Origin of the sequence: Novilysobacter selenitireducens, assembly GCF_020026895.1 — a bacterium.
Lineage (GTDB): Bacteria > Pseudomonadota > Gammaproteobacteria > Xanthomonadales > Xanthomonadaceae > Lysobacter_C > Lysobacter_C selenitireducens.
Map to the genome: position 1 here is coordinate 257479 of NZ_JAINZW010000004.1, position 20951 is coordinate 278429.

Below are 20951 nucleotides of genomic sequence, written 5' to 3' on the forward strand. Positions count from 1 at the left end.
CCTTTGTAGGAGCGGCTTCAGCCGCGATCGGAACCTTGACCGTACGACCGACTTCAGATCGCGGCTGAAGCCGCTCCTACAGGGGTAGGGGTCGTTTCGGTTAATTCGGCGCGGTATCGACGCGCAGCACCGGATACAGGTTCAGCCGATCGTCCCACGCGCTGTGGCGGCGGTAGAAGAAGTCCAGTCGCGCGGCGGGGTCCCTGGCGAAGGCTTCGTCCTCGCGCACGCGGCGCTCGAACTCGGCTTTCAGCGCGGGATCGGCGGCCAGCATCTCGCGCGCCACGGCCTCGGCCACGTATGGCTCCATGTATTCCTTGCGCTCGAAGTGGTTGTTGAAGAAGCCCCACGCGGCCAGCGAATCCGGTGCCTGCGGCTCCAGCATCGCCATCACCACGCGCGACAGCGGCTGGGCGATCGGGACGAACAGCGCGCCGGCAGCCAGGTCGTGCGTCTCGCCGGCCCAGTCGCCCTGCAGCGTGAGCCGCTGGTGGCTCTCCAGCGGCCGGGCAGCGAACTCGGCCGTGTCGGCACGGAACGCCTGCACCCCCACGTCCTCAAGCGCCGCATCCAGCGTGCGGTACTGCACGCCGTGCGCGTCCAACCGCTCCGCGACCCAGCCCGCGTGCGTGGCCGGCACCAGGTAGCCGGCGCCCGGGGCCTCGACCACGCGCCCCGGCACCACCTCGTCGCGCACCTGGATGTTCCAGACCTGCGGCTTAGTCTCGTCGTAGCGCGTCATCAGCGCGCCGGACACGTCCGACGGCGTGCGGGTGTAGGCGTAGCCACGGAACGGCATCGTCCGCGTGGCGTCCGTGGCCTTGTAGTCCAGCGGCACCGGCGTGCCGGCGATGGCCGCGGCACGCGCGTCGGCCGCCTGCACCGCGTCCAGCCACTGCGCGCCGTGCTGCGCGACCAGTTCGACCACCGCGACGATCGTGTTGCGCGTCAATGCCACGCGGGTCGGATAGTCCTTCCAGGAGTGGGTTTCGACCAGCATTCCGAAGCGGTTGCGCGCCGACACGTAGCCCTGCGAGAACCGCGGCGGGGCGGCACCGTCCTCGATAACCGACGCGGGGTTGTCGTGCTCGACGAACGAGGGATAGAACGGCAGCGGCAGCGCGCCCTGGTCGGCCAGGCGGGCGATGGTGGCATCGCGCAGCTGCGTGCCGATCACCTGCAGCACCCCGTCGCCACCGTGCAGCGGCTCGACCTGGATGGCGATGTCGTGCTCGAACTGCGCGCCATTGGTGGCGTGCAGGTCGGCGACCACCAGCGGGTCCCACGCGTCCAGCAGCGCCAGCATCGCGCGCATCTCCGGCGCGTCGGCCTTCAGGTAGTCGCGGTTGAGGTTGTAGTTCTGCGCCGTGGTGCGCCAGCCCATTTGCTCGGGCCCGCGCTGGTTGGGTCGGTTCCACGCGCCGAAGCGCTCGTGTCCATCGACGTTGAAGACCGGCACGAACAGCAGCACTTGCTTGGCCAGTGCGCCCTCGGCCGCCTCGCCCTCGAGCAACTGCCGCAGCGCCAGGAAGCCCGCGTCCTTGCCGTCGATCTCGCCGGCGTGGATGCCGCCCTGCATCAGCGTCACCGGGATGCCGCGCTCGGCGGCGTCGCGTGCGGTGAAGGCGCCGGTGTCGGTCGCCACCAGCACGTGCATCGGGCGGCCCTCCGGCGTGGTGCCGAAGCGCTCGCATTTCACCCGGTCCGGGTATTGCGCCGCGAACGCCTCGCACAACTGCGTGACCTCGTCGTACCGCCCGGTCTGGATGAAGCCACTGCGCTCGGCGTGGGTGGTGATCGGTGCCGTTTGCGACAGGGCGGCAGCGGGCAGGGCGAGCAGGGCGGCGAGCAGCGCGGGGCGCAGGGTCGGGGTCATCGGCAGGCTCCAGGAACGAAGGGCGGATGGTAAAGGACGAAGCGGGGTGCTTCCCTGCACCGCGCCACGCCCTAGACTTCACGCTCCCATCGGAGCCTTCGCATGCACACCCTGTATTACGCCCCCGGCGCCGCCAGTTTTGCCGTGCACTGGCTGCTGCTTGAGCTCGATATTCCGCACGAGTTGCGCCTGCTCGACCTGAAGGCCGGCGACCAGAAGCAGCCCGGGTACCTCGCCCTCAACCCCGGCGGCGTGGTGCCGACGCTGGTGGTCGACGGCCAGCCGATGACGGAAGCCGCCGCGCTGCTGCTGACGCTGGCCGACGCGCACCCCCAGGCCGGGTTCGTACCGCCGCAGGGCGATCCGCGGCGCGCCTCGCTCTACCAGTGGATGTTCCACCTGGCCAACGCCGTGCAGCCGCTGTTCCGGCTCTGGTGGTATCCGCAGGAAGCCGCGGGCGAGGCCTATGCCGACGCCGCCCGCGAGGCGGTGCGTCCGCGTATCGAAGCCTGCTGGGACCGCATCGACGCGCACCTGGGTGCGCATGGCCCGTACCTGTTGGGCGATGCGGTCAGCGTCGCCGACTTCTACCTGACGATGCTGATGCGCTGGTCGCGCAACATGCCGCAGCCGGCGACCTCGTGGCCGCACCTGGCCGCGCACGCCCAGCGCATGCGCGCACGCCCCAGCTTCCGCACGCTGTACGAGCGCGAAGGCCTGGAGGAGTGGGCCTGAGCCGATGCCCGGCGTGCGCATCCGTTAGGCTGCGTGCTTCGCATCGCGGCCCGGGCGGCCGCACGCCTGCTACCGGACCCATTACCTGATGCTGACCCTGATCCTGATCGCCGTGACCGTGCTGGTCACGTGGCTGGCCTTCAATAACCCGCGCCTGCTGGACCGGCTGATCCTCTGGCCGCCCGCCATCGACCGCAAGCACCAGTACGACCGGCTGCTGACGCACGGCTTCATCCACGCCGACTGGCAGCACCTGCTGTTCAACATGATCACGCTGTTCTTCTTCGGCCGCTTCGCCGAGCAGGTGATCAGTTCGATGATCGGCCCGGTCGGCTTCGTGCTGTTCTACCTGTCGGCCATTGTCATCGCGATCCTGCCGACCTACCTGCGCCACCGGCACGATGTGCAGTACCGCAGCCTGGGCGCGTCGGGCGCGGTGTCGGCGGTGCTGTTCGCCTTCATCCTGGTGCAGCCGTGGTCGCTGATCTTCGTGTTCTTCCTGCCGGTGCCGGCGATCCTCTACGGCGTGTTCTACGTCGGCTATTCGTTCTGGATGGACCGGCAGGGCGGCGACAACACCAACCACAATGCGCACCTGTCGGGCGCGATCTACGGCGTGCTGTTCATGCTGCTGATGGAGCCGCGCATCGCGGGGCTGTTCCTGGAGCGGCTGGCCAGCCCTTCGTTCGGATGACCGCCTGCTGATGCGTCAACGGCCCGCTGCGGAATGGGGGGCAGCGGAGAAGTGGGGAAGGCTTCAGGCCGCCAGCGACCGCGGCCCCTCGGCGATAGCCGCGGGTTCACCGTAGGCTGTCACCAGCCGGCCGTAGATGACGGCATCCAGGCGGTCCAGTTCGTCGTTGTCGGCGCCCTCGCAGGCGATGTCGTACAGCCGTTCCACGAGTTCTTCGTCGCTGGCCGACTCGATCTGATGCTTCTGCAACACGTTCATGGTGGCGTTCCCCTCCAAGTGTGATTCCGTGATCCCCTTGGCAGACCTGCCGCAGATTCCATGCCAGCAGGTCCCTGGTTTCGGGATCCTCCACGCGGGTCGCGGTCCGGCAGGGCGGCCGGGTGGGGAGCGAGGGTGCGTGTCCTGGTTCCAACGCAAGCGGCTGACACACCGGGTCACTCCTGGACCGGTGTCGGCCTGCCTGTGACACCTGCCGGCGCTCACCCGGCCTGAAGGTTTGGCGTGTTACGACGCAATGGCCGGCGGCTGTGGCCGCCCGAGCCCGTCCACGACCCCACAGGAGGCACGCATGGCGACCCGGAAAGCCGCCAAGAAGACCGCCACCCCGGCCCGCAAGGCTGCGAAAAAGGCGTCCCCCGCCCGCAAGACTGCCAAGAAGGCCGCAGCCACGAAGGCTGCGACGAAGAAGTCGGCAGCGAAAAAGGCGGCCACCAAGCGTGGCGCCGCGAAGAAGTCGGTCGGCAGGAAGTCCATGACCACGAAGACGGCCGCCCGGAAGACCGCAGGGAAGACAGCGGCGAAGAAGGCCACGAAGAAGACGGCTGCAAAAACGTCCGCCAGGAAGGCTGCGAAGAAAACGGCTGCGAGAACGGCTGCGAAGAAGGCGACGAAGAAGGTCGCCACCAAGAAGGCTGCAAAGAAGACGCCACGAAAGGCGACCACCAGGACACCTGCGAAGAAGGCCGGCGCTCGCAAGACGTCCGCCGCCAAGGTCGCAAAGACGCCGGCGAAGTCCGCCCGCAAGACTGTCGCGAAGAAGGCGGTGCGCAAGTCCCCGGCAAAATCGACGGCACGCAAGACCGCCTCCCCGGCCGCCCGCAAGCCCGCCACCAGGCGCAGCACCGCCCGCAAGCGCAGGATCACACCCGAGCAGGCGCTGGAGAACACACGCAAACTGCTCGAAGCCAAGCACGCCCACGACCGCGAGCCCCACCCGTGGCAACAATTGGGTGGCCAGGGTGCGCCGACGCCGGATGCCGGCTTCCAGTCCGGCGACGCGGCCGGCAAGGCCGAGGAGCTGCACGCCGCCGAAAGCCGCATGCAGGCGATCCAGGGCAGCATCGGAACGCAGGGCCGGCACAACCAGGGCAAGCGCGACAACCGCTGACCCGATTACTCCCATTTCCACCACCACCAGGCCGGCGTCCCCGAAGAAACGGGGGCCGGCCACCAGGAGACTTGCATGGGTGACCAGGACCCGCCGATCCACCACGACCAGGACGTTCACCGGTTCGCCACCACCGTCGACGGCGAGCGCGCCTACATCGACTACCGCCTCGAGGGCGGCGTGATGACGCTGACCCATACCTGGGTGCCCGACGCGATCGGCGGACGCGGCATTGCCGGGCGACTGGTCCGGCACGCGCTGGAGCACGCCCGGGCCGAAGGCCTTCGCGTGCACCCGGCCTGCTCGTACGCCGACGCCTGGATGCGGCGCCACCCCGAGGTCGAGGACCTGCGGGCGGCCTGACCAACCCGGCCCGCCAGCAGGCGATGGACAGCCGCGCGGACCCGCGCGCGCATCGTTCCGCACGGCGACAGCCGCCGGTGCACTGCGTAGAATCCCGCAATGTCCATCCACGCCACCGCCTTCGACGCCCTTCCCATCCAGGTCTGGACGGCGCGCCCGGATGGCACGCTGGACTACGTCAACCCTGCCGTCACCGACTACTTCTGCGTCACCGCGGCCAGCGTCCTGGCGCACGGCTGGAAGAACCTCTGCCACCCCCATGACCTGATCGAAGCCGTGCAGCGCTGGGCATCCGCGCTGCAGACGGGCGAGCCGTACGAGGTCGAGTTCCGGCTGTTGCGGGGCGCGGACCGCCAGTACCGGTGGCATGTGGCCCGGGCGTTCCCGGTGCGCGACGGAAGCGGCACGGTCACCGGCTGGGTCGGGACCAACACCGACGTCGACTTCATCAAGCGCGCGCAGGAGCAGGGGCAGGCCACTGCCGCCCGTGCACAGATGGCGCGCGAACGCTTCCGGCTGCTGCTGTCGCAGGCGCCGGTGGCGATTACCGTTACCGAGGGCCCGGAACACCGGGTCGAGCTAAGCAACTGGCGCGCACGCCAGATCGTCGGTGGGCGCAATGTCGAGGGCCTGACGCTGGCCGAGGCGTTCCCTCACCTGGCCGGCCACGAGTCCATGAAGCGGCTGGACCAGGCGTATCGGACCGGCGAGCGGCTCGAGGACCGCGAGGTCGCGTTCGAGCTGGATCGCGATGGCGATGGCGTGCTGGAGCCGTGCTGGTTCGACACCACGGTGGAGCCGCTGCGCGATGCCGGCGGGGCCGTCAGCGGGTTGATGGTCGTCAGCGTCGAGCTCACCGCCACCGTGCTGGCGCGCCGCGAGGTCGAGCGGCTGCTCGCCGAGCGCGCTGCCGTGCTGGAAAACCTGCCCGACGGCGTGATCATCACCGACGCCGCGGGACGCATCACGTTCGTCAATCGCCGCGCCGAAGCACTGCACGGCTGCGCGCTGCTGGACGTCCCGCCCGAGCACTACGCCGAGGCCTACAGCCTGTACACCGAATCCGGCGAACCGCACCCGTTCGACGAGCTGCCGCTGGCGCGCGCGATCCTGCGCGACGAAGTCGTGACCGGTGGGCGCTGGCGCATCCGCCGCAGCGACGGCAGCGAAGTGCTGGCCCAGGGCGATGCACAGCCGCTGTGGTCGGCCGACGGCCACAAGATCGGCGCGGTCGTGGTGGTGCGCGAAGTCACCCCCTGACCGCCAGGCCTCCCACGACATGCGACTGAACAAATACATCAGCGACACCGGCGCCTGCTCGCGCCGCGAAGCGGACCGCCTGATCGCCGAAGGCCGCGTCACCATCAATGGGTTGCGCGGCCGCGTCGGCAGCGAGGTGGGCGAGGGCGACACCGTCCTGGTCGATGGCCAGCCGCTGCGCACGCGCACGGCCGCCAAGGGCAAGCGCCGGCATGTCTACATCGCGCTCAACAAGCCGGTGGGCGTGGTGTGCACCACCGAGTCGGGCGTCAAGGACAACATCGTCGACTTCGTCGGACACGAGCAGCGCATCTTCCCGATCGGCCGCTTGGACAAGGACTCCGAAGGGCTGATCCTGCTGACCAGCAACGGCGACATCGTCAACGACATCCTGCGCGCCGAGAACAAGCTGGAGAAGGAATACCTGGTCGGCCTCAACCATGCCGTGACCGACGAGTTCCTGCGCGGCATGGCGCGTGGCGTACCGGTGCACGGACAGACGACGCTGCCGTGCAAGACCGGCCGGCTGGGCAAGTTCGGGTTCCGCATCGTGCTGGTGCAGGGGCTCAACCGGCAGATCCGCCTGATGGCCCAGCACTTCGGTCACCGGGTCAAGCGCCTGGTCCGCGTGCGCATCGGCAACGTCAAGCTGGCGCACCTCAAGACCGGCCAGTGGCGCAACCTGACCGATGCCGAGCTGCAGCGCCTGTTGCCCGGCCGCACCGACTGGTAATCCGCGTTACTGCATTCGCGCCCGGCATCGCCGCGTGCCGCCGCCCGCGGCCTGCGTAGATCACAGCGTCACATCGTCGCCCCTATCGTCGCGGGCAGCCACAAGGAATTGCAGTCGATGACCCGCCCCACGACCTGGACCCTGGCGCCCTTGCTGGCGCTTTCGCTCGCCCTGGCCGCCTGCAACCGGGAGCCCGAAACGGTGGACCCGGTGGCCGCCGAGCCGACGCCTTCCACCAGCCAGCAGGCCGCACCCGTCGAGCCGATTGAACTTGAGGATGTGGTCGAAACGACCTCGGACTACATCATCGGGATCAGCTATCCGCCCGATATCGAGCAGTACCCGGGGCTGGCGACGGAACTGAAGCGCTACGCCGACAATGCGCGTGCCGAGCTGCTCGATGCAGTGGAGGAGCGCGGCGACGAGCCGGGCGCCGGGCTGTATGACCTGTCACTGGCGTTCACCGAGGTACTCGATTCGCCGGGGCTGGTCGCGGTCGCGGGCGACGGCAGCATGTACACCGGCGGTGCGCACGCCGCGCCGCTTCTGGCACGTTTCGTGTGGCTGCCGCAGCAGCAGCGCATGCTCCGCGCGCAGGACCTGATCCCCACGCAGGAGGGTTGGGCCGCGGTGTCCGGCCACGTGCGCGAGCAACTGCACACGGCGCTGTCGCAGCGCATCGATGCCGACAAGCTGCCACCCGAGCAGCGCGCCGAGGTGGTGCGCACCGCCGGCGGCATGATCGACGAGGGCACGGAGGCCGAGGCCGACAACTTCGCGCAGTTCGAGCCGATCGCGCGTCCCGACGGCACCCTGAGCGGGTTGCGCTTCGTGTTTCCCCCGTACCAGGTCGGTCCGTATTCGGACGGCACGCAGAGCGTGCAGGTGTCGTCCGCGGTGCTGCTGCCGCACGTGGCCAGCGAGTACCGCCCGCTGTTCGCAGGCAGCTGACGCCACCTCCGTCGCCATGGCCACCGCGCTGGTCTGGTTCCGCAACGACCTGCGGCTGGCGGACAACCCCGCGCTGCAGGCCGCGCTGGATGGCGGCTACACGCCGGTCCCGGTCTACATCCACGCGCCGTCCGAGCACGGCGAATGGGCACCGGGTGCCGCGTCCAATGCCTGGCTGCACCGGTCGCTCGACGCGCTGTCGGGCACGCTCGAGGAGCGCGGCAGCAGGCTGCGCCTGTTCGTCGGCCCCAGCCTCGACACCCTGGAGACGCTGGTTGCCGCGACGGGTGCCGAAGCGGTGTTCTGGAACCGGCGTTACGAGCCGGCGCTCGAGCAGCGCGACACCCGCATCAAGAAGGCGTTGCGGCAGCAGGGGCTGCACGTGGAGAGTTTCAACAGCGCGCTGCTGCTGGAGCCGTGGACGGTATCGACGAAGCAGGGCACGCCGTTCCGCGTATTCACGCCCTTCTGGAAAGCCGCGCTGGCGCAGTGGCGCATCCCTGCGTGCGAAGCCGCGCCGGCCTCGTTGCCCTCCAGTGACGCCGGGCCGGCGGGGGTGTCGCTGGATGCGCTGAAGCTGGCCCCCGCTCTGGACTGGGACCGGGCCTTCTGGACGCATTGGCAGCCCGGCGAAGCCGGCGCGGAGGACGCCTTGGAGGCCTTCGTCGAAGGGGCGTTGCATGCGTATGCCGACGACCGCGACCGACCCGACCGGATCGGGACGTCGCGGCTGTCGCCGCACCTGCACTTCGGCGAGATCGCGGCGTGGCGCGTGGTGCACACGCTGGAAGAATCGCGCCGCGCGGGCACGGCCGCGCATATCGACACCGCGATCAAGGAGCTGGGCTGGCGCGAGTTCGCCCACCACCTGCTGCACCACTTCCCGGAAACGCCCGCGTCCAACTTCAACCCGCGGTTCGACGGGTTCGACTGGACGCCCCCTTCGCGCGCGGACCTGGATGCATGGCGTGCCGGGCGCACCGGGGTGCCGATCGTCGATGCGGGCCTGCGCGAGCTGTGGACGACCGGCTGGATGCACAACCGCGTGCGGATGATCGTCGGCAGCTACCTCACCAAGCACATGCGCGTGCACTGGCGCCACGGCGCGGAGTGGTTCTGGGACACCCTCGTTGATGCCGACCTGGCCAGCAACACGTTGGGCTGGCAGTGGGTCGCCGGCACGGGCGCCGATGCCGCGCCGTACTTCCGTGTGTTCAACCCGGTGACGCAGGCGGAGAAGTTCGACCCGGACGGTGCGTACATCGCGCGCTGGGTGCCCGAGCTGGCGGCGCTTCCGGTACCGGCGCGCTCCGCGCCGTGGCGGTTCCCGGAACTGCTGCGCGACTGCGCACCGGATTACCCGACGCACCCGATCGTCGACCTGGCGAAGGGGCGCGATGCCGCGCTGGAGGCCTATCGCCGGCAGCGTGAGCGTGCGCCCGCCACGGGCTGATTCGATGCAACCCGCTTGTCGCGTTCTGTCACGGCGTGACGTCCCAACGCATCCGAAACGATTACCGGACAGACGCTGAACGCGCCGCGCCGCCGTCACCCATCAAAGACGAAGTCGACCCTAAGGTGTGCGTCGCATTCAGGCCCACAGCACACAAAAAGGACCTCCCCGATGATGAAGACCCAGACCAAGCTCGCCCTCGCCGCCGCCGCGATGGCCACCGCCCTCGCAGGTTGCGCCACCACCGGTGGTGGCTACTACGGCGGCCAGCCCCAGCAGTACCCGCCGCAGGAACAGGACGGCATGAGCCAGACCCAGAAGGGCGCGCTGATCGGTGCGGCCGTGGGTGCGGTGGCCGGCCTGCTCAGCGGCGATGACGCGACCGAGCGCCGCCAGCGCGCGCTGGTCGGTGTCGGTATCGGCGGCCTTGCCGGTGGCGCCATCGGCAACTACCAGGACCGCCAGGAGCGCGCGCTGCGCGAGCGCATGGAAGGGACCGGCGTCGAAGTCGTCCGCCAGGGCGACAACATCACCCTGAACATGCCGAGCAACATCACCTTCGGCTTCGACCAGGCCAGCCTGCAGCCGCAGTTCTACCCGGTGCTGGACAACGTCGCCGCCACGCTCAACGAGTACAACCAGACCATCGTCGAGGTGGCCGGCCATACCGACAGCCAGGGTACCGACGCCTACAACCAGGGGCTGTCCGAGCGCCGCGCCGCGACCGTTGCCGGTTACCTCAACGGCAAGGGCGTGATGCGTGACCGCATGATCACCATCGGCGCCGGCGAGAGCCGCCCGATCGCCAGCAACGACAGCGAGGCGGGCCGCGCGGCGAACCGCCGCGTCGAGATCACGCTGGTGCCGCTGCGCTCGTAATCCCCCAGCCAGCTACACGTGACGACACAGGCCGCCTTCGGGCGGCCTGTTTTTTTTTGCATGCGCGCCGGAAGCCCGGTGCGACCGGCGCGCGGCGGGCGGCCGTCAGTCGTCGCGGCGCTTGCGACCCAGCTTGCGTTCGAGCACCCGCAGCAGGGTCAGGACGATCATCGTGAGGGCGGTCGTGGCCAACGCCGCGACGTGCAACCCGAAGCCCACCGCCACGCCGATCACCGCCACCATCAACAGTGACGCGGCGGTCGTGATCCCGGCGATCGCGCCGGTCCCGCGCCGCGCGAATATCGTGCCGGCGCCAATGAACGCGACACCGGCGACCACCGCTTCGACCAGGCGCAATGGATCCACCTGGAGCAGGTCACCGATGTCTTGGTGCGCGTCCAGTACAAGGCGCTCCATTCCCACGAGCAGGGCGGCGGCGCCCGCGACGAGCATGTGGGTGCGGAAGCCGGCGGGCCGGTCCTTGAGCTCGCGCTCGAATCCGATGACGCCGCCGAGCGCCATTGCGTAGCCGACGCCGGCCACTACCCAGAGCTGTGCCATCCATTCCATGTGCGTTGCCTGTGTTGTCGTGTCGCGCGGTCAGCGCGCCAGCCGTTCGAACCCGAACAGGACCTGCAGCGGATGCGCACGACGTTCGATCCCGGCGCGCAGCAGGCCCGCGCCGATCATGCTGTAGGTGATGCCATTGCCGCCATAGGCCATGGCGAAGTGCACGCGTTTGCCGTGCTGCGGATGGGGGCCGAAAAACGGCAGGCCGTCGTCGGTCTCGGCGAAGGTCCCGGCCCAGGCGAACGCCGGGGTCAGCTCCATGCCCGGGAAGGCCTTGGCGACCCGCTTGACCAGCGTGCGCGCCTTCTTGTCGACCCGCCCGTCGCGGCGCTTGGGGATGTCGACGCTGTCGTCCTCGCCACCCACCAGCAGGCGGCCGTCGCCGGTGCTGCGCAGGTAGAGGTAGGGCCGCGCCGACTCCCACACCATGGTCCCGGCCAGGGCCCTCAGCCACTCGGGGTCGACCGGGTCGGTGATGAAGGCATAGCTGCTGCGGTTGCGCGCCACGCGGGGCTTGAGCCAGTGCTGGGAGGCATAGCCCGCCGCGACCACCACATGGCCGGCGCGGACGGTCGCACCATCGCCGGTGTGCAGGGTGACACTGCGTTGCGTGGCCTCGATGCGGTCGACGCGGGTGCGGTCGTACACGCCGGTGCCGCCCCGCTGCAGGCGCGCCATCAGCCGGTACGCCATGCGATACGGGTCCAGTCGCGCGGCCAGGTGGCTGAGGATCGCGCCGGGCGCATCGATACCGTAATCGCTGCGCAGGGCATCGGCGTCCAGCCACTCCACGTCCAGCCCGTGGCGACGACGCATCTCCAGTTCGTCCTGGAGCGTGGCCACGTGCCGGCGCTTGCTGGCGTAGTACAGGCTGTCCATCAGGCCGAAGTCGACGTCCCGCAGTCCTCGCGCGATGTCGTGCAGCGCCGGGATGGCATCGGCGCACGCGAGGTAGGCCATGGCGGCATCGTCCTCGCCGTACTGTCGCGCCAGGTCCACCAGGTGGGTATCGATCTCGTACTGCAGCAGGGCGGTGCTGGCGGCCGAGCTGCCCCAGCCGATGTCGCGCTGCTCCAGCACCGCTACCTCATGCCCGTGGGCGGCCAGCTCGTTGGCGATCAACGCCGCGGTGATGCCACCGCCGATGATGGCGACATCGCAACGCAGGTCGGCCTCCAGCCGCGGGAAGGCATGCATCAGGCCGTTCTTGATCGCCCAGAAGGGATAGCCGCTCTTGAGGTCCATGGCGCGCAGGGTGGGGCAGGGAACACAGGCTGCAACGCGGCGCGTTGGACCGCGGTGAGGACGCCGGCCTTTGCGGGCCGCTGACGGCCTGCTGCGTACCGTGCACCGATGGCCGACGACCACCCGGACAATGACCTCGTAGTGCTGCGGCGCGAGGGCCTGTACTGCCCCGCCGGCGACTTCTTCATCGACCCGTGGCGCCCGGTCGCGCGCGCGGTGATCACGCACGGCCACGGCGACCATGCCCGTGGCGGCATGGGCCAGTACCACTCCACGCGTGCCGGGCTGCCGATCCTGCAGTGGCGCCTGGGCGAGCAGGCCTACCACCTACACGAGTACGGCGAGGCCTTCCAGCTGGGCGACGCGCGTGTGTCGCTGCACCCGGCCGGACACGTGCTGGGGTCGGCGCAGGTGCGGATCGAGGTCGACGGACGGGTGTGGGTGGCATCGGGCGACTACAAGCGCCAGCCGGACCCGACGTGCGCGCCGTTCGAAGTCGTGCCCTGCGATGTCTTCATCACCGAGGCCACGTTCGGGCTGCCGGTCTACCGGTGGCCGGACACCACGGACGTCGCGCGCGAGATCGTCGCCTGGCGCGACCAGTGCGCCGCGCGTGGCGAGGCCGCGGTGCTGCTGTGCTACGCGCTGGGCAAGGCGCAGCGGCTGCTGGCCGAGCTGGGCCGAGTGACCGACCAGCCGGCCTGGCTGCACGGCGCGGTGGCCACCGGCGTGGAAGTGTATCGCCAGGCGGGAATCGACATGTTGCCCACGCACCCGGTGAGTGAGGCCGACAAGGGCAGCGAGTTCGCCGGCCGCCTCGTGCTGGCGCCGCCCTCGGCGGCCGGCAGCCCGTGGATGAAACGCTTCCGCAAGTCGCAGGTCGGCTTCGCGTCGGGCTGGATGCGCATCCGCGGCAACCGCCGGCGCCGCAACTACGACCGCGGCTTCCAGGTGTCCGACCACGCCGACTGGCCCGACCTGATGCGGACCATCCGCGAGACCGGCGCGCGCCGGGTGATCGCCACGCATGGCAACACCGACGCCATCATCCGCGCGCTAAACGAGGACGGCATTGCCGCCGAAGCGTTCCGCACCGATTACGGGGACGAGTCGTGAAGCGGTTCGCCGCGCTCTACCGGGAACTGGGCGAAGCCACCGGCACGCTCGACAAGCGCGCTGCGCTGGTCGCCTATTTCCGCGACGCGCCGCCGGCGGACGCGGCCTGGGCGCTGTGGCTGCTGTCGGGCGGCAAGCTGCGGCGCATCGCCGGCAGCGGAGAGCTGCGGCAGTGGATCGTGGAGGCCAGTGGCCACCCGGCGTGGCTGGTGGAGGACAGCTACCACCACGTCGGCGACCTGGCCGAAACCGCGACGTTGCTGCTGGACGACCCGCCCGAGCGGAACGACCGGCCGCTGTACGACTGGATCGAGAACACGTTGCTGCCGGTGGCCGGTGGCTCGCCAGACGCGCGTCGCGAGGCGGTGCTGTCGGGCTGGCGTGTGCTGGGCTTCGACGAGCGCCTGGCGTTCAACAAGCTGCTGACCGGGGCGCTGCGCATCGGCGTGTCCCAGCGCACCGTGCAGCAGGCGTTGGCGGAGATGTCGGGCATCGACATCGCGCGGATCGCGCAGCGCATGCTGGGCGAGTGGCGGCCCTCACCGGGGTTCCTCGGACAGCTTCTGTCACCCGAAGAGCTGCCCGGTGACCGCCAGCAGCCGTACCCGTTCTTCCTCGCTTCGCCGCTGGAGCAGGACGCCCCCGCGCTCGGCGCCATCGACGACTGGCTGCTGGAATGGAAGTGGGACGGCATCCGCCTGCAACTGATCCGCCGCGATGGCGAGGTGGCGCTGTGGTCGCGCGGCGAGGAGCGCCTGGACGGGCGCTTCCCGGAGATCGAAGACGCAGCGGCGACGTTACCGGCGGACTGCGTGATCGATGGCGAGCTCCTGGCCTGGCACGGCGACGCCGACCAGCCGCAGCCGTTCACCGCGCTGCAGACGCGCATCCAGCGCCGCAAGCCGGGGCCGAAGACGCTGGCGTCAACGCCGGTGCGGGTGCTGGCCTACGACCTGCTGGAACACGCCGGCGAAGACTGGCGCGAGCGTCCGCTGGTGGAACGCCGGGCGCGCCTGGCCGAGGTGCTGGCGGTGCATGCCGACGCGCGTATCGCGTTGTCGCCGCAGGTGGACGCAGCCGGCTGGGACGAGGCGGCGCAGCTGCGCGACGAAGCGCGCGAGCGTGGGGTGGAAGGGCTGATGCTCAAGCGCGTGGACTCCACCTACCAGTCCGGCCGCCGCCGCGGCGACTGGTGGAAGTGGAAGGTCGACCCGCTGACCATCGACGCCGTCCTGATCTACGCGCAGGCCGGCCACGGCCGGCGCAGCAACCTCTATACCGACTACACGTTCGGCCTTTGGGACGGCGACGCGCTGGTGCCCGTGGCCAAGGCGTACTCTGGGCTGGACGACAAGGAGATCGGCAAGCTCGACCGCTGGATCCGCAGCCACACGCTGGAGCGCTTCGGTCCGGTGCGATCGGTGCAGGCGGTGCACGTGTTCGAGCTGGGCTTCGAGGCGGTGAACCGGTCGACGCGGCACAAGTCGGGGATCGCGGTGCGGTTTCCGCGGATCCTGCGCTGGCGCCACGACAAGCCCGCCAGTGAGGCCGACCGTCTCGACACGCTGAAGGCGCTGGCCCGATGACAGCGCCCCTGAAAGGCGCGCCGTCCAAGCGCGCGCTGGCGGCGGCGCGGAAACGGCTCGGCGACTGGTTCACGGAACGCGGCTGGAAGCCGTTGCCGTTCCAGCGCCGGATGTGGGGGCTGTACCTCGACGGTGGCTCCGGCCTGCTGCACACGCCGACCGGAAGCGGCAAAACGCTCGCGGCGTTCGGTGGGCCGTTGATCCAGGCGTTGGCCCTGGATCTGTCGGCCGGGTCCATCGCGAGGCGCACAGAAGACACGTTGGAAAATCGGACCCCTCCATCGTCATTCCCGCGAAGACGGGAATCCATGGACGTGAAACCGTCAGCAACAACGTCCTTGGAGTCCGGCCTACGCGGGAATGATGGGCAAGGGGGCGCAGGCGCCGCCTCCTCGACTTCGACCAAGCGTCGGCGCGTCGCGCCCGACGCCTCCCTCAAGGTGCTGTGGATCACGCCGCTTCGTGCACTGGCGGCCGACACGCTGCGTGCGCTGCGTGAGCCGATCGACGCGCTGGGCCTGGACTGGCAGGTCGGCCTGCGCACCGGTGATGCCTCCGCGCGCGACCGACGCCTGGCGCGTGCCGGGCGGCTGGACGTGCTGGTCACCACGCCGGAATCGCTGTCCCTGCTGCTGTCGTATCCGGACACCGCCGCTCACTTCAGCGGACTGCAGTGCGTCATCGTCGACGAATGGCACGAGCTGCTCGGCAACAAGCGCGGCGTGCTGCTCCAGCTGTCCTTGGCCCGGTTGCGCGCCGTGGCGCCTGCGCTTCGGACCTGGGGCCTGTCGGCGACGCTGGGCAACCTGGAGGAGGCGCGCGACGTGCTGCTGCCGCACCGGCCGGATGCACCGCTGGTTGCAGGCGTGCGGCCACGGCCCATGACGCTGCACACGCTGATCCCGCCGCCCGGCACGCGCTTCCCGTGGGCCGGCCACCTCGGCCTGTCGCAGCTGCCGCGCGTGGTCGACCAGCTGTTCAAGCAGCGCACCAGCCTGCTGTTCACCAACACCCGTGCGCAGGCCGAGCTGTGGCACCAGGCCTTGTCGGCGGTATGGCCCGAGCCGCTGGACACGCTGGCCCTGCACCACGGCTCGCTCGACTCCAAGCTGCGTGCCGCGGCCGAAGCGGGGCTGCGCGACGGCAGTATCCGCTGCGTGGTCGCGACTTCGAGCCTAGACCTGGGCGTCGACTTCCCGGCCGTGGACCAGGTACTGCAGGTCGGCAGCCCGAAGGGCGCGGCGCGGATGCTGCAGCGCGCGGGTCGCGCCCGCCACCGGCCCGGCGAGTCGGGTGAGATCGTCTGCGTGCCGTCGCATGCGCTGGAGCTGGTGGAGTACGCCGCAGCCCGCCGCGTGGTGGCGCGCGGTGAGATCGAGGCGCGCCCGCCGCCGCGCCTGAGCCTGGACGTGCTGGCCCAGCATTGCGTGACGCTGGCACTGGGCGGCGGGTTCGATCGCGACGCACTGCTGGCCGAAGTGCGCGGCACGCATGCGTTCGCCGGGCTCGACGAGGTGGCGTGGCAAGCCGTGCTCGACTTCATCGTGCAGGGCGGCCGCGCGCTGGAGCACTACCCCGATTTCAGGCGCGTGGTGCGCGATGACGACGGCCTCTATCGCGTCGAGGACCGCCGCGTCGCGTTCCGGCACCGTCTGTCGATAGGCACCATCACCAGCGACGGCTCGGTCTCGGTGAAGTACCTCAAGGGGGGCGGCCTGGGGTCGGTGGAGGAAAGCTTCATCGCGCGATTGCGGCCGGGCGACCGTTTCCAGTTCGCGGGTCGCAGCCTGGTGCTGGTGCGGCTGGAAAACATGACCGCCTACGTGCGCCGCACCGCCGGCAATGACGGACGCGTGCCGAAGTGGGCGGGCGGGCGAATGCCGCTGTCATCGGAACTCGCCCACGAAGTGCAGGCCGTCCTCGCCGACCCGGACGCCAGTCCCGAGATGCGCGCGATGCGGCCGCTGCTCGGACTGCAGGCTGAGTTGTCGTCGTTGCCGGTGCCCGGGCGATTGCTGGTGGAAACCGCGCGTCGGCGTGACGGGCGCCACCTGTTCCTGTTTCCGTTCGCCGGCCGCCTGGTGCACGAGGGCCTGGCCGCGCTGCTGGCGCTGCGTTGGGGCCGGCTGCGCCGCAACACCTTCAGCCTGGCGTTCAACGACTACGGGCTGGCACTGTCGCCGGCCGGCGAGGACATGCTGGACGAGCTGGAGCTGCAGGCCATGCTCACCTCCGACGGGTTGGAAGACGACCTGCGCGAGAGCCTCAACCTGGGCGAGCTGGCGCGCCGGCAGTTCCGCGAGGTCGCGCGCATCGCCGGCCTGCTGCCCCCATCGCTGCCCGGACGCACGCCGAGGTCCATGCGGCAGCTGCAGGCCTCCAGCGGGTTGCTGTTCGACGTGCTGCGCCAGCACGACCCGGGTCACCTGCTGCTGGAACAGGCCGAACGAGAAGTCTTTTCCAGCCAGCTGGAAGTGCGCCGGTTGCGCGAGTCATTGGACGATTTGTCGGGCCTGGCGATCGACCTGCGCACGCCGCGCAGCCTGACGCCGCTGTCGTTCCCGCTGTGGGCCGAAAGCCTGCGCGGCCAGCTCAGCACCGAGGACTGGAGCACGCGGGTCGCCCGCGCCGCGCAGCAGCTGGAGCAGCGCCATGGCGCCTGATCCCGCCCCGCAGGCCACACTCGACCGGACCATCGCCGGCGAAGCGATGCGCCTGTACGGCGACCGCGCGCTGTATTGGCCCGCGCAATGGCGGCTGATGATCGCCGACCTGCACCTGGGCAAGGGCGACGTGTTCCGCCGGGCGGGCATCAGCCTGCCGGCGGGTGGGACGTCTCAGGATCTGTCGCGGCTGGACCGGCTGGTGGAGGCGAGTGGCGCACGCGAGCTGTGGATGCTCGGCGACGTGCTGCATGGCCCGGCGAACGACACCGCCTGGCAGCGCACGTGGCGTGAGTGGCGCGAGCGGCACGCCTGGTTGCGCGTGGCGGCCCTGGTCGGCAACCACGACCGCGCGCTGGCGCGCGTCGAGCTGGGGATCGAACTGCTGGGCGAGGCGATCGACGAAGGCCCGTTCGCGTTCCGCCATGCACCCGAGGACCACCCGGCGCTGCACGTGCTGTGCGGCCACCTGCACCCGTGCGTGTCGCTGCCGGGCATGCGCCGGCGGTGGCCGGTGTTCTGGCTGCGACCCGGGCTCACGATGTTGCCGGCGTTCTCCGCCTTCACTGGCGGTGCGGTGGTGTCGCCACGTCCCGACGAGGCAGTGGCGATCTGCGTGCAGGGGCAGCTGACGCTACTGCACGGGTAGGGCGGGACCACCGGCGCGTGTAGAATGCCGCGCGTCGCAGCGCCGTCGAAGCCTTCCGGCGCGCCGTCTCCAGCGAGTTCCCCAGCACGTGCCCACGCCGCCCTAGCGCCTGATGCCGTCCGCCTTTCGCTCCGCCACTCGCGGACGCTGGCCCGTGCCGCCGGTCCCGCCGGCGTCCTTGCATCACCTGTGGATACCGCACCTTGAATACGCTTACCCGCCTGCGCCAGGACTGGCTCGGCAACATCCGTGGCGACGTGCTCGCCGGCCTCGTCGTGGCGCTTGCGCTCATTCCAGAGGCCATCGCCTTTTCCATCATCGCCGGCGTCGACCCCAAGGTCGGCCTCTACGCCTCGTTTTGCATCGCGGTGGTCATCGCCTTCGCCGGTGGCCGACCCGGCATGATTTCCGCCGCCACCGGTGCCATGGCGCTGGTGATGGTCACGCTGGTGCGCGACCACGGCCTGCAGTACCTGCTGGCCGCCACGCTGCTGACGGGCGTGCTGCAGATCGCCGCGGGCTTCTTCAAGCTGGCCCAACTGATGCGGTTCGTCTCACGGTCGGTGATCACCGGCTTCGTCAACGCGCTGGCCATCCTGATCTTCATGGCCCAGTTGCCCGAGCTGATCGACGTGCCCTGGACGGTGTACGCGATGACCGCGGCCGGCCTGGCGATCATCTACCTGTTCCCGCGCCTGACCCGCGCCGTGCCGTCGCCGCTGGTGGCCATCGTGCTGCTGACGCTGGTGGCCATCGCATTGAAGCTGGACATCCGCACCGTCGGCGACATGGGCGAGCTGCCCGACAGCCTGCCGGTGTTCCTGCTGCCGCAGGTGCCGCTGACGCTGGAGACGCTGCAGATCATCCTGCCGGTGTCGATCACGCTGGCGATCGTGGGTCTGCTGGAGTCGCTGCTGACGGCGCAGATCGTCGATGACTTGACCGACACGCCCAGCGACAAGGACCGCGAGTCGACCGGGCAGGGCGTGGCCAACATCGCCGCGGGCCTGCTGGGCGGCATGGCGGGCTGCGCGATGATCGGGCAGTCGGTGATCAACGTGAAATCCGGGGGCCGCGGGCGGTTGTCGACGCTGGTCGCCGGCGTGGTGCTGTTGCTGCTGGTGGTGTTCGCCGGGCCATGGGTGAAGCAGATCCCCATGGCCGCGCTGGTGGCGGTGATGATCATGGTGTCGATCGGCACCTTCAGCTGGGCCTCGGTGCGCGACCTCAAGACCCACCCGAAGTCCTCCAGCGTGGTGATGATCGCGACCGTCGTCGTCACCGTGCTGACCCACGACCTGGCCAAGGGCGTGCTGACCGGCGTGCTGCTGTCGGCGCTGTTCTTCGCACGCAAGGTCGGCCGCGTGCTGCACGTGGGTTCGGTCGCCGCCGAGGACGGCGCGGCGCGCCACTACACGGTGACCGGCCAGGTGTTCTTCGTATCCGCGGAGAAATTCGTTGCCGGCTTCGACTTCAAGGAAGTGCTGCAGCGGGTGCGCATTGATGTCAGCCGCGCACATTTCTGGGACCTCAGCGCGGTCGGCGCGCTGGACAAGGTGGTGCTCAAGTTCCGCCGCGAGGGCACCGAGGTCGAGTTGATCGGCATGAACGATGCCAGCATGACGCTGGTGGACCGGCTGGGCGTGTACGACAAGCCCGATGCCGTCGCACGCCTGTCGGGCCATTGAGGAGCGCGTCATGACCACGCCACTGATCCACACCGAAGGCCGCGTACTGGCCGCCATCGACCGCTCGACCTATACCGAAAGCGTCGCCCGCCATGCGGGCTGGGCTGCCGCCCGGCTGGGGGCGCCGCTGGAACTGCTCCATGTCCTGGACCGCCACCCGGAAGTCGCGCCCGCCGCCGACTACAGCGGCAATCTCGAGCTGGGCGAGCAGGAGCGCCTGCTCGGCGAGCTGGCGCAGCTGGACGAACGCCGCAGCGCATTGGCGCAGGAGCAGGGTCGCCTGCTGCTGCAGGAGGCCAAGGGGTTCGCAGCCGACATGGGCGCCGCGGGTGCCGACACCCGGCAGCGTCACGGCGGCCTGGTCGACACGCTGACCGAACAGGAGCCAGGCGTGCGCCTGTTCGTACTGGGCAAGCGCGGCAGCCATGCCGACTTCGCCAGGGGCCACCTCGGCGGCAACCTGGAGCGCGTCGTGCGCGCCGTGCACCGGCCGCTGCTGGTGGCCTCGCGCGCGTTCCGGCCAATCAGGCGCGTGCTGGTGGCGTTCGACGGCAGCGCCACCACCCGCAAGGGCATCGAGATGATCGCCGCCAGCCCGCTGTTCCGCGGCTTGGAAGTTCGCATCCTCATGGCCGGCAAGGATGGCGAGACGCCGCGTTCGCAGCTGCACTGGGCGAAGGACGTGCTCGCGGTGGCCGGGTTCGAGGCGGCGGCCTCACTGCGCGATGGCCAGCCCGACAGCGCCATTGCCGATGCCGTCCGCGAGGAGGGCATCGACCTGCTGGTGATGGGTGCCTACGGGCATTCCCGCATCCGCCAGCTCATCGTGGGCAGCACCACGACCACGATGCTGCGGACCTGCCCGATACCCGTGCTGCTGTTGCGCTGAGCACGCCGGCAGGTCGGCGTCCGGTTGCGGGCGCCCGTACGGCCGCGTCCCGGTCGTGCGCACCCATGCGCGCAATCCCGCGCACATGCTTCCTAAAGTCGTGACGTCCCCGGCCGTTACAGACCGCAGGGGAATGTGCATGGACGTTGCGGTGGATGGGGCACGCGGTCGGTTCGCGCCCGTTTCACGCCAGCCAGTCCAGCGTCCCGGGGGT

Annotated in this window: 19 protein-coding genes; 15 read left to right on the forward strand and 4 right to left on the reverse strand. The window is 70.0% G+C overall.

Going from position 1 to position 20951, the window contains the following annotated elements:
- Positions 1-100: 100 nt before the first annotated feature.
- Positions 101-1876 (reverse strand): M14 family zinc carboxypeptidase, encoded by a 1776-nt coding sequence (locus K6753_RS10355; RefSeq protein WP_223676363.1) that lies wholly within the window; start codon positions 1874-1876, stop codon positions 101-103.
- A gap of 102 nt (positions 1877-1978) precedes the next feature.
- Here K6753_RS10355 and K6753_RS10360 point away from each other — a divergent pair, with 102 nt between their 5' ends.
- Complete coding sequence (locus K6753_RS10360; protein WP_223676364.1) at positions 1979-2611, forward strand: glutathione S-transferase family protein; 633 nt, start codon at positions 1979-1981, stop codon at positions 2609-2611.
- Positions 2612-2699: 88 nt separating this feature from the next.
- Entirely contained in the window at positions 2700-3305 is a 606-nt protein-coding gene (locus K6753_RS10365) for a rhomboid family intramembrane serine protease (protein WP_223676365.1), read from the forward strand.
- 63 nt (positions 3306-3368) lie between these two features.
- On the opposite strand, the gene K6753_RS10370 is transcribed toward K6753_RS10365, so the two are convergent.
- Positions 3369-3563 carry a hypothetical protein gene (locus K6753_RS10370; protein WP_223676366.1) on the reverse strand — a complete coding sequence of 65 codons (195 nt, stop codon included), beginning with the start codon at positions 3561-3563 and terminating at the stop codon, positions 3369-3371.
- A gap of 310 nt (positions 3564-3873) precedes the next feature.
- Here K6753_RS10370 and K6753_RS10375 point away from each other — a divergent pair, with 310 nt between their 5' ends.
- The 7 genes from K6753_RS10375 to K6753_RS10405 all read left to right on the forward strand — a co-directional run bounded on the left by K6753_RS10375 (position 3874) and on the right by K6753_RS10405 (position 10331).
- Positions 3874-4692 (forward strand): hypothetical protein, encoded by an 819-nt coding sequence (locus tag K6753_RS10375; RefSeq protein WP_319936666.1) that lies wholly within the window; start codon positions 3874-3876, stop codon positions 4690-4692.
- Between the two features lie 75 nt (positions 4693-4767).
- Positions 4768-5055 (forward strand): GNAT family N-acetyltransferase, encoded by a 288-nt coding sequence (locus K6753_RS10380; RefSeq protein WP_223676367.1) that lies wholly within the window; start codon positions 4768-4770, stop codon positions 5053-5055.
- 99 nt (positions 5056-5154) lie between these two features.
- Positions 5155-6315, forward strand: coding sequence for a PAS domain-containing protein (locus tag K6753_RS10385; protein ID WP_223676368.1), 1161 nt, complete (start codon positions 5155-5157; stop codon positions 6313-6315).
- Positions 6316-6334: 19 nt separating this feature from the next.
- The gene (locus K6753_RS10390) at positions 6335-7048 is read left to right on the forward strand and encodes a pseudouridine synthase (protein WP_223676369.1); all 714 of its coding nucleotides are present in this window, start codon (positions 6335-6337) and stop codon (positions 7046-7048) included.
- 117 nt (positions 7049-7165) lie between these two features.
- Positions 7166-7999, forward strand: coding sequence for an RsiV family protein (locus K6753_RS10395; protein WP_223676370.1), 834 nt, complete (start codon positions 7166-7168; stop codon positions 7997-7999).
- Between the two features lie 16 nt (positions 8000-8015).
- Positions 8016-9452 (forward strand): cryptochrome/photolyase family protein, encoded by a 1437-nt coding sequence (locus K6753_RS10400; RefSeq protein WP_223676371.1) that lies wholly within the window; start codon positions 8016-8018, stop codon positions 9450-9452.
- Between the two features lie 171 nt (positions 9453-9623).
- Complete coding sequence (locus K6753_RS10405; RefSeq protein WP_425492107.1) at positions 9624-10331, forward strand: YiaD family glycine zipper/OmpA-like lipoprotein; 708 nt, start codon at positions 9624-9626, stop codon at positions 10329-10331.
- A 105-nt stretch (positions 10332-10436) separates the two neighbouring features.
- Here K6753_RS10405 and K6753_RS10410 read toward each other — a convergent pair whose 3' ends face one another.
- Together K6753_RS10410 and K6753_RS10415 are read right to left on the reverse strand one after the other, a co-directional pair.
- Positions 10437-10901, reverse strand: a complete 465-nt coding sequence (locus tag K6753_RS10410; protein WP_223676373.1) for an MgtC/SapB family protein — start codon at positions 10899-10901, stop codon at positions 10437-10439.
- Positions 10902-10931: 30 nt separating this feature from the next.
- Positions 10932-12146, reverse strand: coding sequence for an NAD(P)/FAD-dependent oxidoreductase (locus K6753_RS10415; RefSeq protein ID WP_223676374.1), 1215 nt, complete (start codon positions 12144-12146; stop codon positions 10932-10934).
- Positions 12147-12254: 108 nt separating this feature from the next.
- Here K6753_RS10415 and K6753_RS10420 point away from each other — a divergent pair, with 108 nt between their 5' ends.
- The 6 genes from K6753_RS10420 (at position 12255) to K6753_RS10445 (ending at position 20737) form a co-directional block, all read left to right on the forward strand.
- Positions 12255-13262: a ligase-associated DNA damage response exonuclease gene (locus K6753_RS10420; RefSeq protein ID WP_223676375.1), complete on the forward strand. Its 1008-nt coding sequence runs from the start codon at positions 12255-12257 to the stop codon at positions 13260-13262.
- A complete protein-coding gene (locus K6753_RS10425) occupies positions 13259-14848 on the forward strand; it encodes an ATP-dependent DNA ligase (protein ID WP_223676376.1) in 1590 nt (529 codons plus the stop codon). The genes K6753_RS10420 and K6753_RS10425 overlap by 4 nt, the downstream gene beginning before the upstream one ends.
- Positions 14849-14856: 8 nt before the next feature.
- The gene (locus K6753_RS10430) at positions 14857-17511 is read left to right on the forward strand and encodes a ligase-associated DNA damage response DEXH box helicase (protein ID WP_425492115.1); all 2655 of its coding nucleotides are present in this window, start codon (positions 14857-14859) and stop codon (positions 17509-17511) included.
- Positions 17501-18160: a ligase-associated DNA damage response endonuclease PdeM gene (gene pdeM / locus K6753_RS10435; protein WP_223676377.1), complete on the forward strand. Its 660-nt coding sequence runs from the start codon at positions 17501-17503 to the stop codon at positions 18158-18160. The genes K6753_RS10430 and pdeM overlap by 11 nt, the downstream gene beginning before the upstream one ends.
- 203 nt (positions 18161-18363) lie before the next feature.
- On the forward strand, positions 18364-19848 hold the full coding sequence (locus K6753_RS10440) for a SulP family inorganic anion transporter (protein ID WP_223676378.1): 1485 nt from the start codon (positions 18364-18366) through the stop codon (positions 19846-19848).
- Positions 19849-19858: 10 nt separating this feature from the next.
- Positions 19859-20737: a universal stress protein gene (locus K6753_RS10445; protein ID WP_223676379.1), complete on the forward strand. Its 879-nt coding sequence runs from the start codon at positions 19859-19861 to the stop codon at positions 20735-20737.
- The last annotated feature ends 214 nt before the right edge of the window (positions 20738-20951 follow it).

Bases quoted from the DNA above. Each gene is read 5' to 3' on its own strand.
- K6753_RS10420 (WP_223676375.1), top strand. From the start codon at position 12,255: ATGGCCGACGACCACCCGGACAATGACCTCGTAGTGCTGCGGCGCGAG.
- K6753_RS10395 (WP_223676370.1), top strand. From the start codon at position 7,166: ATGACCCGCCCCACGACCTGGACCCTGGCGCCCTTGCTGGCGCTTTCG.
- K6753_RS10370 (WP_223676366.1), bottom strand. From the start codon at position 3,563: ATGAACGTGTTGCAGAAGCATCAGATCGAGTCGGCCAGCGACGAAGAA.
- K6753_RS10355 (WP_223676363.1), bottom strand. From the start codon at position 1,876: ATGACCCCGACCCTGCGCCCCGCGCTGCTCGCCGCCCTGCTCGCCCTG.
- K6753_RS10385 (WP_223676368.1), top strand. From the start codon at position 5,155: ATGTCCATCCACGCCACCGCCTTCGACGCCCTTCCCATCCAGGTCTGG.
- K6753_RS10380 (WP_223676367.1), top strand. From the start codon at position 4,768: ATGGGTGACCAGGACCCGCCGATCCACCACGACCAGGACGTTCACCGG.
- pdeM (WP_223676377.1), top strand. From the start codon at position 17,501: ATGGCGCCTGATCCCGCCCCGCAGGCCACACTCGACCGGACCATCGCC.
- K6753_RS10390 (WP_223676369.1), top strand. From the start codon at position 6,335: ATGCGACTGAACAAATACATCAGCGACACCGGCGCCTGCTCGCGCCGC.
- K6753_RS10400 (WP_223676371.1), top strand. From the start codon at position 8,016: ATGGCCACCGCGCTGGTCTGGTTCCGCAACGACCTGCGGCTGGCGGAC.
- K6753_RS10410 (WP_223676373.1), bottom strand. From the start codon at position 10,901: ATGGAATGGATGGCACAGCTCTGGGTAGTGGCCGGCGTCGGCTACGCA.
- K6753_RS10365 (WP_223676365.1), top strand. From the start codon at position 2,700: ATGCTGACCCTGATCCTGATCGCCGTGACCGTGCTGGTCACGTGGCTG.
- K6753_RS10445 (WP_223676379.1), top strand. From the start codon at position 19,859: ATGACCACGCCACTGATCCACACCGAAGGCCGCGTACTGGCCGCCATC.
- K6753_RS10360 (WP_223676364.1), top strand. From the start codon at position 1,979: ATGCACACCCTGTATTACGCCCCCGGCGCCGCCAGTTTTGCCGTGCAC.
- K6753_RS10415 (WP_223676374.1), bottom strand. From the start codon at position 12,146: ATGGACCTCAAGAGCGGCTATCCCTTCTGGGCGATCAAGAACGGCCTG.
- K6753_RS10375 (WP_319936666.1), top strand. From the start codon at position 3,874: ATGGCGACCCGGAAAGCCGCCAAGAAGACCGCCACCCCGGCCCGCAAG.
- K6753_RS10405 (WP_425492107.1), top strand. From the start codon at position 9,624: ATGATGAAGACCCAGACCAAGCTCGCCCTCGCCGCCGCCGCGATGGCC.